11 protein-coding genes are annotated in these 12,714 nt (G+C 45.3%); 2 read left to right on the top strand and 9 right to left on the bottom strand.

All coding sequences use genetic code 11. From position 1 onward, the window contains the following. Positions 1-105 precede the first annotated feature (105 nt). Positions 106-996 carry a zinc ABC transporter substrate-binding protein ZnuA gene (znuA, locus tag K08M4_RS10540; protein WP_086049826.1) on the bottom strand — a complete coding sequence of 297 codons (891 nt, stop codon included), beginning with the start codon at positions 994-996 and terminating at the stop codon, positions 106-108. An 83-nt stretch (positions 997-1,079) separates the two neighbouring features. Between znuA and znuC the strand changes: the two genes are divergently transcribed. After that, a complete protein-coding gene (gene znuC / locus K08M4_RS10545) occupies positions 1,080-1,859 on the top strand; it encodes a zinc ABC transporter ATP-binding protein ZnuC (protein ID WP_086049827.1) in 780 nt (259 codons plus the stop codon). Then, positions 1,859-2,644: a zinc ABC transporter permease subunit ZnuB gene (gene znuB, locus K08M4_RS10550; protein WP_086049828.1), complete on the top strand. Its 786-nt coding sequence runs from the start codon at positions 1,859-1,861 to the stop codon at positions 2,642-2,644. The genes znuC and znuB overlap by 1 nt, the downstream gene beginning before the upstream one ends. A gap of 122 nt (positions 2,645-2,766) precedes the next feature. Here znuB and sucD read toward each other — a convergent pair whose 3' ends face one another. The 8 genes from sucD to sdhC all read right to left on the bottom strand — a co-directional run bounded on the left by sucD (position 2,767) and on the right by sdhC (position 12,385). After that, a complete protein-coding gene (gene sucD / locus K08M4_RS10555; RefSeq protein ID WP_004734209.1) occupies positions 2,767-3,639 on the bottom strand; it encodes a succinate--CoA ligase subunit alpha in 873 nt (290 codons plus the stop codon). After that, complete coding sequence (gene sucC / locus K08M4_RS10560; protein ID WP_086049829.1) at positions 3,639-4,805, bottom strand: ADP-forming succinate--CoA ligase subunit beta; 1,167 nt, start codon at positions 4,803-4,805, stop codon at positions 3,639-3,641. Before sucC ends, sucD begins: the two co-directional genes overlap by 1 nt. A 206-nt stretch (positions 4,806-5,011) precedes the next feature. Next, the gene (gene odhB / locus K08M4_RS10565) at positions 5,012-6,220 is read right to left on the bottom strand and encodes a 2-oxoglutarate dehydrogenase complex dihydrolipoyllysine-residue succinyltransferase (protein WP_009847318.1); all 1,209 of its coding nucleotides are present in this window, start codon (positions 6,218-6,220) and stop codon (positions 5,012-5,014) included. A gap of 21 nt (positions 6,221-6,241) precedes the next feature. Beyond that, positions 6,242-9,061 carry a 2-oxoglutarate dehydrogenase E1 component gene (gene sucA / locus K08M4_RS10570; RefSeq protein WP_012604529.1) on the bottom strand — a complete coding sequence of 940 codons (2,820 nt, stop codon included), beginning with the start codon at positions 9,059-9,061 and terminating at the stop codon, positions 6,242-6,244. A gap of 97 nt (positions 9,062-9,158) precedes the next feature. Then, complete coding sequence (locus K08M4_RS10575) at positions 9,159-9,872, bottom strand: succinate dehydrogenase iron-sulfur subunit (protein WP_009847320.1); 714 nt, start codon at positions 9,870-9,872, stop codon at positions 9,159-9,161. Positions 9,873-9,884: 12 nt separating this feature from the next. Next, positions 9,885-11,651, bottom strand: a complete 1,767-nt coding sequence (sdhA, locus tag K08M4_RS10580; RefSeq protein WP_009847321.1) for a succinate dehydrogenase flavoprotein subunit — start codon at positions 11,649-11,651, stop codon at positions 9,885-9,887. Next, positions 11,652-11,999 carry a succinate dehydrogenase, hydrophobic membrane anchor protein gene (gene sdhD / locus K08M4_RS10585; RefSeq protein WP_004734215.1) on the bottom strand — a complete coding sequence of 116 codons (348 nt, stop codon included), beginning with the start codon at positions 11,997-11,999 and terminating at the stop codon, positions 11,652-11,654. It abuts the gene before it with no gap. After that, positions 11,993-12,385, bottom strand: coding sequence for a succinate dehydrogenase cytochrome b556 subunit (gene sdhC, locus K08M4_RS10590; protein WP_012604532.1), 393 nt, complete (start codon positions 12,383-12,385; stop codon positions 11,993-11,995). Before sdhC ends, sdhD begins: the two co-directional genes overlap by 7 nt. Between the last annotated feature and the right edge of the window lie 329 nt (positions 12,386-12,714).

A 12,714-nucleotide genomic window follows, 5' to 3' on the forward strand; every position in this document is an offset into this window, starting at 1 on the left:
TATTTGTTGGAAGGTTTTATCTTAGCGGTCACGAAAATGCCGCAAAAAGCGGCATGATTCATCAATTAACGAGAGCAAAGTGTCGTAAAGAATACTTGTTATTGATTACTTTCCACTCAAGCAACTTGTGTAGCTATCTGTAAGTTGCTGAAGAAAATCAAAATAGCTTCCACTCTTCACTTCAACCTGCGAACCAACAGGGTCAAGTTGGCCTTGTTTAGCGTTACTTCCACGAGTCACCGATTCAATCACCGCTGGTGTAAATTGAGGCTCTGAAAATACACATTGAACATTTTCACGCACCAAAGTCTTCTTAATCGCTATTAGACTTTTTGCGCCAGGTTTACGCTCAGGGCTTACCGTAAAGTGACCTAGATTATTCAACTCAAATTCTTGTTCGAAATAGCCATACGCATCATGGAATACGTAGTAACCTTTGTCTTTCACTGGCGCAAGTTGGTCATGAATCGACTGCTGTTTCTCTTTTAGAGCAATCAAGAATGAATCTAGGTTCTCTTGATACGCCATGGCGTTATCAGGGTCTGATTCAATTAGCTTCGCTGAGATATATTTTGCCGCTACCTCAACTTGATCGATACCTAACCAAAAATGCGGATCATGGCTACCATGGTTGTGTCCTTCATGTGCATCGTGGTCATGCTCTTCGTGCCCGAACTCTCGCAAATTAATGTCAGGGATCTCACTGATCTGGATAACGTTCTCTTTTGAACCAATCACCTTAGTTAAGAAAGCTTCTAGGTCAGGGCCAAACCAGATCACCAAATCAGCACTATGAACTTTTTTGACATCCGATGGCTTAAGCGCATAATCATGCGGCGAAGCATTGCTGTTCATCAACACATCCGGCTCACTAACGCCTTGCGTTAACTCTGTCACAATCATTTGAATCGGTTTAAAGCTTGTTAGAATAGTATTGGCACTTGCAACACTTGGCGCTAAAAACAAAGTAGCAAGTATAAAAAATGAACGTGACATAATTCCTCGATAATAGAAAAGTAGCTTAGGCTTGAGGTAAATGTTACATTATAACATTAGCGAATTGCAAATGAGTTCTATTCATGGATAATTTAATCCAACTAGATTCTGTAAGCGTCGAATTTGACGGTCGAAAAGTTCTAGACAACATCTCTCTTAATATAGAGCGCGGCAGAATCACCACCCTCATTGGGCCAAACGGTGCTGGAAAGTCGACATTAGTAAAAGTGGTACTGGGGTTACAAACCAAATTTTCAGGCACAATAAAAAAATCCAACAAATTGAGAATTGGCTATGTACCACAAAAATTAAAGCTCAATGATTCACTGCCTCTTAATGTAGAACGTTTTTTGAAACTCACTGGCAAGTTTAGCCAGCAAGAGATCCTTGAAGCATTAAAACTTGTGGGTGCTGAACACCTTCAAAAAAGCAACATGCATCAATTGTCTGGCGGTGAAAACCAACGAGTGCTGATTGCGAGATCCTTGCTAAGAAGACCCGATCTACTGGTTCTTGATGAACCCGCACAAGGTGTTGACGTACAAGGCCAAATAGACCTGTACGACCTGATTGATACGATTCGCCACCGCTTTGGTTGTGCCGTCTTTATGGTTTCACACGATTTACATCTAGTGATGGCAAAAACAGATGACGTGATTTGTTTACAACATCACATTTGTTGTTCTGGCGCACCTGCTGATATTAAGCACCACCCATCGTATATAGCGCTCTTTGGTACTGCGACCCAAGAAACACTGGCGTTTTACCACCACCAACACGAACACCACCATCATGATCTCGCAGGTGAGCCTGTAACTGGCGGCGCGCATGAATGTTCAAACCATAAACACGGACACCACTAATGCTTGAGTTTCTTCTTCCCTCTATTTTAGCTGGCTTGGGCATTGCGCTAATCGCGGGGCCACTAGGCTCATTCGTGGTGTGGCGCAAGATGGCTTACTTTGGTGACACGCTTGCTCACGCTTCTTTGATGGGCTTAGCGCTTGGTTTCTTATTCAATATTAACTTGTACTTAGCACTGCTGATTTGTTGTTTGATGCTGGCGGTGTTGCTGGTTACCTTACAAAAGCAAAAGCTGGTTGCGACCGATACCCTACTCGGCATTTTGGCGCACAGTGCGCTCTCTTTAGGCTTGGTTGCGGTAAGCTTTTTAGACAACGTTCGTGTTGACCTAATGAGTTACCTATTTGGTGACTTGCTTGCAGTGTCTCCGACCGACTTAGTATTTATCTATGCGGGTGCAGCCGTGATTGGACTGGTGCTTGCTATCTTTTGGCGACCACTGCTTTCAACGACAGTTAACGAAGATCTAGCAGCGGTTGACGGCATCAACATTGATTTAATGCGTCTGATTTTGATGCTATTGGTTGGTATTGTCATTGCGGTAGGTATGAAGTTTGTTGGTGCGTTGATTATGACATCGCTACTGATTATTCCTGCAGCAACGGCAAGGAAGTTCTCCAATACCCCTGAGCAGATGGCGTTTCTTGCCTCAGTTATTGGCTCTATCGCTGTGTTCGGAGGGTTGAGCTTGTCTTGGTTCTATGACACACCAGCCGGCCCTTCTGTTGTTATCAGTGCCGCGGCGATGTTCATGCTATCTCAAATGGTTAGAAGCAGAGCTTAGCAGTACGATCTCGTATCTTGTTTCTTGTATTCTCGAATAAATACAAAAAAGGCTTGGTCAGTGACCAAGCCTTTCTTATATCGTTCAGTTAGCTTTTATCTCGTTAGATAAAAGCCAGCTGATTACCAACCCGTGATTTCACGTAGGCCTTTACCGATGTCAGCAAGAGACTTAACCGTCTTAACACCTGCCGCTTCTAGCGCTGCGAATTTATCTTCAGCAGTACCTTTACCGCCAGAGATGATTGCGCCAGCGTGGCCCATACGTTTACCCGGAGGAGCTGTAACACCAGCGATGTAAGATACAACTGGCTTAGTTACGTTTGCTTTGATGAACTCAGCCGCTTCTTCTTCCGCAGTACCACCGATCTCACCAATCATTACGATTGCTTCAGTCTCTGGGTCTTCTTGGAAAAGTTTTAGGATATCAATGAAGTTTGAACCTGGGATAGGGTCACCACCGATACCAACACATGTAGACTGACCAAAGCCTTCATCTGTTGTTTGCTTAACTGCTTCGTACGTCAGAGTACCGCTGCGAGATACGATACCTACTTTACCCTTCTTGTGGATATGACCAGGCATGATACCAATCTTACACTCGTCTGGAGTGATAAGACCTGGACAGTTAGGACCGATCATGCGAACGCCAGTTTCTTCTAGCTTCACTTTAACGTCGATCATATCTGTAGTAGGGATACCTTCAGTGATCGTTACGATCAGTTCGATACCTGCATCAATTGCTTCTAGGATTGCATCTTTACAGAAAGGAGCTGGTACGTAGATAACGGTTGCTGTTGCGCCAGTTACTTCTACTGCTTCACGTACTGTGTTGAATACAGGAAGGCCTAGGTGAGTTTGACCACCTTTACCAGGTGAAACACCACCAACCATTTGCGTACCGTATGCGATAGCTTGGTCTGAGTGGAATGTACCTTGACCGCCAGTGAAACCCTGACAGATTACTTTAGTGTCTTTGTTAATTAATACAGACATTATTTAGCCTCCGCAGCAGCAACAACTTTCTGAGCAGCATCTGTTAGAGATACAGCAGCAATGATATCAACATCAGAATTAGCAAGTACTTCGCGACCTAAGTCTGCGTTTGTACCTTCTAGACGAACAACGACAGGAACTGTTACGCCAACTTCTTTAACTGCACCAATAATACCTTCAGCGATCATGTCACAACGAACGATACCACCAAAGATGTTTACGAGTACTGCTTTAACGTTGTCATCAGAAAGAATGATCTTGAATGCTTCAGCTACACGCTCTTTTGTTGCGCCGCCGCCTACATCAAGGAAGTTTGCTGGCTTTCCGCCGTGTAGGTTTACGATATCCATCGTACCCATAGCAAGGCCTGCACCGTTAACCATACAGCCAACGTTGCCATCAAGTGCTACGTAGTTCAGTTCCCACTGAGCTGCGTGCGCTTCGCGCTCGTCTTCTTGTGAAGGATCGTGCATTTCACGAAGCTTTGGCTGACGGTACATTGCGTTTGAGTCAATGTTGATCTTGCCGTCTAGACAAAGAAGGTTACCTTCATTTGTAATAACAAGCGGGTTAATTTCTAGTAGAGCTAGGTCGTACTGAGCGAACATTTCACCAAGACCCATGAAGATCTTAACGAACTGTTTAATTTGATCGCCAACTAGGCCAAGTTTGAACGCAAGTTCACGGCCTTGGTAAGCTTGAGGGCCAACTAGAGGATCGATCGCTGATTGGTGAATCAACTCTGGAGTTTCTTCAGCGATTTTCTCAATGTCCACGCCGCCTTCAGTTGACGCCATGAATACAATTTTGCGCGTTGCACGGTCAACAACAGCACCTAGGTAAAGCTCGTTAGCAATGTTCGATGCTTCTTCAACTAGGATCTTTGTTACAGGCTGACCATTAGCGTCTGTTTGGTAAGTCACTAGGTTTTTACCTAGCCACTTTTGTGCAAACTCTTTAACGCCTTCTTTAGTGTCATGTAGCTCTACGCCGCCCGCTTTACCGCGACCACCAGCGTGTACTTGACACTTAACGACTTTCTTGGCTGTACTGATACGACCTGCAGCTTCGAAAGCTTCTTGTGCTGTATCACATGCGAAACCTTCTGGTACAGGCAAACCGAATTCTGCAAACAGCTGTTTGGCTTGGTATTCATGCAAATTCATTTTGATATTCCGTTTATTTTCCCTTAAGGGATTATTATTTCCATAACGACACAGTTTCCTGTGGTACGTCTGTAGGGTCTTCTCAAATCAACTGCTGTCCATTTTCTAATGGCTTTACAGTTCAAGTGAAGGCCAGACGTTGAGCAGCCTAGCCTTTGAAACTTTTTACGTCTAGCTAACGGGGTTAACTAGACGTTTTAGAGATACTAAACGTCTAATAACAGACGTGCAGGATCTTCTAGTAGCTCTTTGATAGTCACTAGGAAGCCAACTGATTCACGGCCATCGATTAGACGGTGGTCGTAAGAAAGCGCTAGGTACATCATTGGTAGAATCTCTACCTTGCCATCAACGGCCATTGGACGGTCTTGGATTTTGTGCATACCCAAAATTGCCGCTTGAGGCGGGTTGATGATTGGCGTAGACATTAGAGAACCAAATACACCACCGTTTGTGATAGTGAAGTTACCGCCCATCAGCTCATCAACAGTTAGCTTGCCGTCACGGCCTTTGATTGCTAGCTCTTTGATGCCTTTTTCGATATCAGCGAAACCTAGCGTGTCACAGTCTTTCAGCACTGGAGTCACTAGACCACGTGGCGTTGATACTGCCATGCTGATGTCGAAGTAGTTGTGGTAAACGATATCTGTACCATCAATAGAAGCGTTCACTTCTGGGAAACGTTTTAGCGCTTCTGTTACTGCCTTCACGTAGAAAGACATGAAGCCAAGACGCGTGTCATGACGCTTCTCGAATTGGTCTTTGTACTGCTTACGAAGGTCCATGATTGGCTTCATGTTCACTTCGTTGAAAGTAGTCAGCATTGCTGTGCTGTTCTTCGCTTCTAGAAGACGGTTTGCAACTGTCTTACGTAGGCGAGTCATAGGCACGCGTTTTTGGCTACGAGCCGCTGCTGGCGCTTCAACTGCTGGTGCAGAGGCTGCTGCCGGAGCCGCTTTCGCTGCTGCTAGGTGTGCGTCAATGTCTTCACGAGTAATACGACCACCAACACCAGTGCCTTTAACGTCAGCTGGTTGTAGATTGTGTTCTGCAAGAAGACGACGAACAGCAGGGCTTAGTGCATCGTTGCTCTCTTCTGTTAGCGCCGCTTTGTGGCGTTTATCAGGAGAAGCTTCTGTATCTTCAGTCGTGTCTTTCGTTGGTTCACCAGCGACAGCACCAGGCTTGATTTTAGCCAGAAGCTGCTTAGAAAGTACCGTAGCACCCTCTTCTTCAATGATAGCTTCTAGAACACCCGCTTCAGGAGCCGGTACTTCTAGAACTACTTTATCTGTTTCGATATCTACAATGACTTCATCACGTGCAACCGCTTCGCCCGGTTTTTTGTGCCAAGTAGCAACTGTTGCATCAGCCACAGATTCAGGTAAATCTGGAACCAGAATTTCAATTGTCATGTGCGTATTTTCCTTTTACTTCTAGTTCTTAAGTAGGGTCAAAGCGTCGTCAACTAACGCCTTTTGTTGTTTCAAGTGTACCGACATATAGCCAACAGCTGGTGATGCTGATGCAGGACGACCTGCGTATTGAATATCAGCACCCACTGGGATAGCAGCTCGGAAATTATGTTGGCTACTGTACCAAGCACCTTGGTTTTGTGGCTCTTCTTGACACCAAACGTAATCGACTACATTTGTGTATTGTGCGATGGCTGCTCTCACGTCCTCATAAGGGAACGGGTACAGTTGCTCAATACGTACAATAGCGACATCGTCTTGCTCGTTCTTACGTCTTTGGTCAAGCAGGTCAAAGTAAACCTTACCTGAACAGAACACGACGCGTTTTACGTTCTCAGGTGCCAGATCATCAATTTCTGCGATAGCTGGTTGGAACGTGCCTTCTGCCAAATCTTCAAGAGAAGAAGTACACAGAGGGTGACGAAGCAATGACTTAGGTGACATTACAATCAGTGGTCGACGCATTGGTCGAACAACCTGACGGCGAATCATGTGGTAAACCTGAGCGGGTGTTGAAGGAACAACAACCTGCATGTTTTGTTCAGCACATAATTGAAGGTAACGTTCAAGACGTGCAGATGAGTGCTCTGGGCCTTGGCCTTCATAGCCGTGAGGAAGCAGCATAGTTAGACCACATAAACGTGCCCACTTTTGCTCACCTGACGAAATGAATTGGTCGATTACAACTTGTGCACCGTTTGCGAAATCACCAAATTGTGCTTCCCAAAGGGTGAGACCGCTTGGTTCTGCTGTTGCATAACCATACTCAAATGCGAGTACCGCTTCTTCAGATAACACAGAGTCAAATACTTGGAATGGCCCTTGTTTATCATGAATGTTCGCAAGAGGAACATACGTGCTTGCATCTGATTGATTGTGCAGTACTGAGTGACGGTGGAAGAACGTACCACGACCTGAATCTTGGCCAGAGATACGAATACGCTTACCGTCGTCAACAAGTGTTGCGTAAGCCAGAGTTTCAGCCATACCCCAATCGACTTGTTTCTCACCATTCACCATGGCAGTTCGATCGTTGTACAGTTTATTTACTCGGCTTTGCAGCTTGTGGCTGTCTGGGTATTGGCAAAGTTTAGTACCAAGCTCTTTCAGGCGCTCGATATCAATCTTATTGTCCCACTCGATGTTCCAGTCGTGACCTAGGTAAGGAGACCAGTCCACAGAGTGAAGTGCCATTGGGCGCCACTCTTTAACCACAACTTCACCGTGATCAAGTGCATCACGATATTCGTTAACCAGTTGAGTTGCCGTATCAATACCAAACTCACCGCGCTCCATTAGCACGTCAGCGTAAAGCTTACGTGGTGTTGGATGCTTCTTGATTTTTTGGTACATCAAAGGCTGTGTTGCATTCGGCTCATCGGCTTCGTTGTGACCGTGGCGACGGTAACAAACCAAATCAATAACAACATCACGCTTGAAGGTATTACGGTAATCCAATGCAAGACGCGCTACGAACGCAACCGCTTCTGGATCATCAGAATTAACGTGGAAAATCGGAGCCTGAACCATCTTCGCGATATCTGTACAGTACATCGTAGAACGTGTATCGCGAGGGTTAGACGTCGTAAAACCAACTTGGTTGTTTACAACGATACGAACCGTACCACCGACACAGAAACCACGCGCTTGAGACATGTTAAACGTCTCTTGCACTACACCCTGACCAGCGATAGCTGAATCACCGTGGATAGTAATTGGAAGTACACGGCTGCCGTCTTTATCGTCTAGACGATCTTGTCGAGCACGTACTGAACCGATAACTACCGGGTTTACGATTTCTAAGTGAGATGGGTTAAATGCAAGTGCTAAGTGAACGTTGCCGCCTGGGGTTGCGAAATCCGCAGAGAAACCTTGGTGGTATTTCACATCACCAGTACCCCATGAATCATCGCTGTGCTTGCCCGCAAATTCGTCAAACAGGTCTTGTGGCTTTTTACCAAGCACATTGACCAGCATGTTTAGACGACCACGGTGAGCCATACCAACAACAACTTCACGCATGCCTTGTCCACCTGCATGACGAATGATTTCTTTCGTCATTGGGATAAGAGCATCACCACCTTCCAAAGAGAAGCGTTTTGCACCAGGGAATTTCGCACCAAGATAGCGCTCAAGACCTTCAGCAGCCGTTAGCTCTTCTAGGAAAGCTTGCTTTTCTTCTTTATTGAAAGACGGTTGACCAGATACAGACTCTAAACGTTGTTGGATCCAACGCTTTTGTTCTGTATTAGTCATGTGCATATATTCAGCACCAATCGAACCACAATAAGTTTGCTTTAGAGATTTGTAGAGATCTTTAAGCACCATCGTCTCTTGGCCAATGGCATAAGAGCCGACGTTAAACGTCTCGTTGAGGTCTTCTTCGGTAAGAGTGTGGAAAGAAGGGTCCAGTTCAGCGACTGTATCTCTTTCCCATAAACCTAGGGGGTCTAGATTTGCTGATTGATGCCCTCGGAATCGATAGGCATTAATAAGTTGCAGAACCTTTACTTGTTTCGCATCGACATCTGGATCACTAACTTGGACACTGTAATGCTTTGTTTCTTGAGCGAGTCGACGGAAGTATTCACGAACACGAGAGTGTGGTTGTTCCACCGCTTCTGAAGCTTGCACAGGCAGTTCTTCAAAAACGCTTCTCCATTCGTCACTTACCGAATCGGGGTCACTAAGATACAGTTCATAGAGTTCTTCTACGTACGTTGCATTGGCGCCAGCCAAGTGTGAAGACTCGAGCCATGCCTTCATCACGCCGTTGTGCATATTTTCCCTTAACCAGTAGTTTTCACGTTTGCTGCGGTCTATGCCGAGCTATTAAAAGGCCGCCCCAAAACTTCTAGGGCGGCAATTTTTATATAACTTAAACCGAACGATTCACTAGCATGGTCTTAATGTGACCAATCGCTTTCGTCGGATTTAATCCCTTAGGACAAACACTTACACAATTCATTATGCCATGGCAACGAAAAACGCTAAATGCATCATCAAGATCGGACAGACGTTCGTCTGTCGCCGTATCTCGGCTATCTATTAGCCAACGGTATGCTGCAAGTAGGCCAGCTGGTCCGATGAACTTATCTGGATTCCACCAGAATGATGGGCATGAAGTCGTACAACATGCACACATAATACATTCATACAAACCATCTAAATGAGCTCGCTCATCAGGGCTTTGTAGGTTTTCACGAGCCGGTGGCACATTGCCATCAGACACTAAGAACGGCTTAACTTTTTCGTAGTTATCGTAGAACTGAGTCATGTCTACGATTAAATCACGCACAACAGGCAAACCTGGAAGTGGGCGGATTACGATCTTATCTTGGCCAGAAAGTGCAGACAGTGGCGTGATACACGCCAATCCGTTTTTACCATTCATGTTCAAACCATCAGAACCACATACACCTTCACGGCATGAGCGACGGAATGAAATCGTTGGATCTTGCTCTTTCAAAAGAATAAGCGCGTCCAAAAGCATCATGTCAGAACCTTCTTCCACCTCTAGGGTGTACTCTTTCATGTAAGGCTTCTGGTCCACATCTGGGTTGTAACGGTATAAAGAGAAATTCAGTTTCATGGTCATATCTCCTTAGTACGTACGTGCTTTCGGCGGGAATGCTTCACGATGGATAGGTTCCATGTTCACGCCACGCTTAGTCATACTTTCTGATTCAGGGTTGTACAGTGAATGGCATAGCCATTGCTCATCATCACGATCTGGGAAGTCGAAACGAGCATGCGCTCCACGACTCTCTGTACGGAAGTTTGCTGCAACCGCGGTTGCAAATGCCGTTTCCATCAAGTTTTCCAGCTCTAAACACTCAATACGTTGCGTGTTGAACTCAGTCGACTTGTCTGAAAGGTGTGCATTTTTAAGACGCTCACGAATCACTTTCAGCTCTTCTAAGCCGTCAGCCATCGCTTTACCTTCACGGAATACAGAGAAGTTGTTCTGCATACATTGCTGAAGATCTTTACGAATTACCGCAGGGTCTTCACCGTCAGTACTGTTTTCCCAACGATTGTAGCGCTCTAGTGAACGTTCAATGTCGGCTTCAGTTGCAGGTTTTGCTTCAGCTTGCTTGTTCAAAGTCTCACCAAGGTGAAGACCTGTCGCACGACCGAATACAACCAAATCAAGTAGCGAGTTGCCACCTAGACGGTTTGCACCGTGTACGGATACTGAAGCGATTTCGCCACAAGCGAATAGACCTTGAATTTCAACGTCTGTACCGTCTTCAGTTTGTTTAATTGCTTGACCAGAAACCTGTGTAGGAACACCACCCATCATGTAGTGACACGTTGGGATTACAGGAATTGGTTCTTTAACAGGATCAACGTGAGCGAACGTACGAGAAAGCTCACATACACCCGGTAGACGAGATTCAAGCGTCTCTTTACCTAGGTGATCGAGTTTCAGCTTGATGTGTGGACCCCATGGACCATCACAACCACGACCTTCACGAATCTCAACCATCATCGAACGAGCTACCACATCACGACCTGCTAAATCTTTAGCATTCGGAGCATAACGTTCCATGAAGCGCTCGCCGTCTTTATTGAGAAGGTAACCACCTTCACCACGACAACCTTCTGTTACCAAAACACCTGCGCCAGCGATACCCGTTGGGTGGAACTGCCACATTTCGATGTCTTGCATTGGAACGCCAGCACGGATCGCCATACCAACACCGTCACCAGTGTTGATGTGTGCATTGGTTGTAGAAGCGTAAATACGACCAGCACCACCAGTAGCAAGGATTGTTGCCTTCGCTTTGAAGTAGCAAACCTCGCCCGTCTCCATACAAAGCGCGGTAGTACCTAAGATTGCACCATCTTCGTTTTTAACAAGATCCAGTGCATACCACTCAGAGAACACAGTAGTTTTATGCTTGATGTTTTGCTGGTAAAGCGTGTGTAGCAGTGCGTGACCAGTACGGTCAGCTGCCGCTGCGGTACGAGCCGCTTGCTCACCACCAAAATTCTTAGATTGGCCACCAAACGGACGTTGGTAAATACTGCCGTTATCAAAACGAGAAAATGGAAGACCCATTTTTTCTAATTCGATAACCGACTCAGGGCCATTTTTACACATGTATTCGATAGCATCTTGGTCGCCGATGTAATCGGAACCTTTTACCGTATCGTACATGTGTTGTTCCCAGTGATCTTCATGCGCATTACCAAGAGCAACGGTGATACCACCTTGCGCAGATACAGTATGAGAACGAGTTGGGAAAACTTTAGAAAGCAACGCACAAGATAGGCCTTGCTCAGAAATTTGTAGCGCGGCGCGCATACCAGCACCACCAGCGCCAATTACTACAGCATCAAACTCACGAACAGGAATAGTCACTTACGCACCCCACAAAATAAACAGACCAGAGAAGAAATATCCTAGAAGAACCGCAACAACACCGACTTGAAGACCAACGCGCAATTTTGCACATTTGATGTAGTCAGTTAGTACTTGCCACAAGCCGATCCACGCGTGAACCAAAATTGAAGTAAGCGCTAACATGGTGAAGACTTTAGTGAAAGTACCACCAAAGAATTGCGTCCAAGATGCGTAAGAAATATCACCAGAGAAAGCACAGAAGCTCACTAGGTAGATAGTGTAAAGTGTCATAATGATGGCTGTTGCACGAATCAATAGATAATCATGCACACCATTACGACCAAAAGTAGAAACGTTGTTTACCATACTAAGATCCCCGCTAGTAGAGACAATACCGCTGTTGCTGCGAATGCAACCTTCGCGCTCTTAGCGCCAGATTCCAGCTCTTCAAAGTGACCAAGGTCCATAAGAAGGTGACGAATACCACCAGCAATGTGGTAAGCCAAAGCGGTTAAAATGCCCCACAGAATAAACTTCACGAAGAAACCGTCGACAATGTCGCTAGCTTCCATAAAGCCTACAGGGGAAGAGAGGGAAATGGATAGTAACCAAAGCAGAATTCCGATCGCAACAAAAGTAATCACCCCAGACACACGGTGTAGGATGGAAGCTATTGCTGTGATAGGAAAGTGGATGGTCTGTAAATCTAAATTAACAGGTCTTGTCTTTCTTTCTTTCACGGGCTCGCTCACTCAGCTCCATTGAGCATGATGGTCATTAAATAACCTTATGTATTGTTATGGACAAAATTTGATTGCAAACCCTCAAAATTTAACATTAACTTAACAAATAACGTAAGTTGAGCCTTAGATAATTGTAAAATAATTGTTAACAGCCAGGTTTCCGAAGACACCTCACATTTCTTCTTAGCCTTGCATTTATAAGGTTTTAACCAAACTTTTCAGCGCCACTATACGGCTGGCAACATTCTAATACAATTGATGCAACAAATAATGCTACACAGCACAGACTTTTAACGAATTTAATGTAAAAAACACTAACAAGTGCACACAAAGCTGCA

The organism is Vibrio syngnathi, from assembly GCF_002119525.1.
Classification (GTDB): Bacteria; Pseudomonadota; Gammaproteobacteria; order Enterobacterales; family Vibrionaceae; genus Vibrio; species Vibrio syngnathi.

What these genes read in the sequence shown, in the direction of transcription:
- znuA (WP_086049826.1), bottom strand. Translation starts at nt 996, where the DNA reads ATGTCACGTTCATTTTTTATACTTGCTACTTTGTTTTTAGCGCCAAGT.
- znuC (WP_086049827.1), top strand. Translation starts at nt 1,080, where the DNA reads ATGGATAATTTAATCCAACTAGATTCTGTAAGCGTCGAATTTGACGGT.
- znuB (WP_086049828.1), top strand. Translation starts at nt 1,859, where the DNA reads ATGCTTGAGTTTCTTCTTCCCTCTATTTTAGCTGGCTTGGGCATTGCG.
- sucD (WP_004734209.1), bottom strand. Translation starts at nt 3,639, where the DNA reads ATGTCTGTATTAATTAACAAAGACACTAAAGTAATCTGTCAGGGTTTC.
- sucC (WP_086049829.1), bottom strand. Translation starts at nt 4,805, where the DNA reads ATGAATTTGCATGAATACCAAGCCAAACAGCTGTTTGCAGAATTCGGT.
- odhB (WP_009847318.1), bottom strand. Translation starts at nt 6,220, where the DNA reads ATGACAATTGAAATTCTGGTTCCAGATTTACCTGAATCTGTGGCTGAT.
- sucA (WP_012604529.1), bottom strand. Translation starts at nt 9,061, where the DNA reads ATGCACAACGGCGTGATGAAGGCATGGCTCGAGTCTTCACACTTGGCT.
- K08M4_RS10575 (WP_009847320.1), bottom strand. Translation starts at nt 9,872, where the DNA reads ATGAAACTGAATTTCTCTTTATACCGTTACAACCCAGATGTGGACCAG.
- sdhD (WP_004734215.1), bottom strand. Translation starts at nt 11,999, where the DNA reads ATGGTAAACAACGTTTCTACTTTTGGTCGTAATGGTGTGCATGATTAT.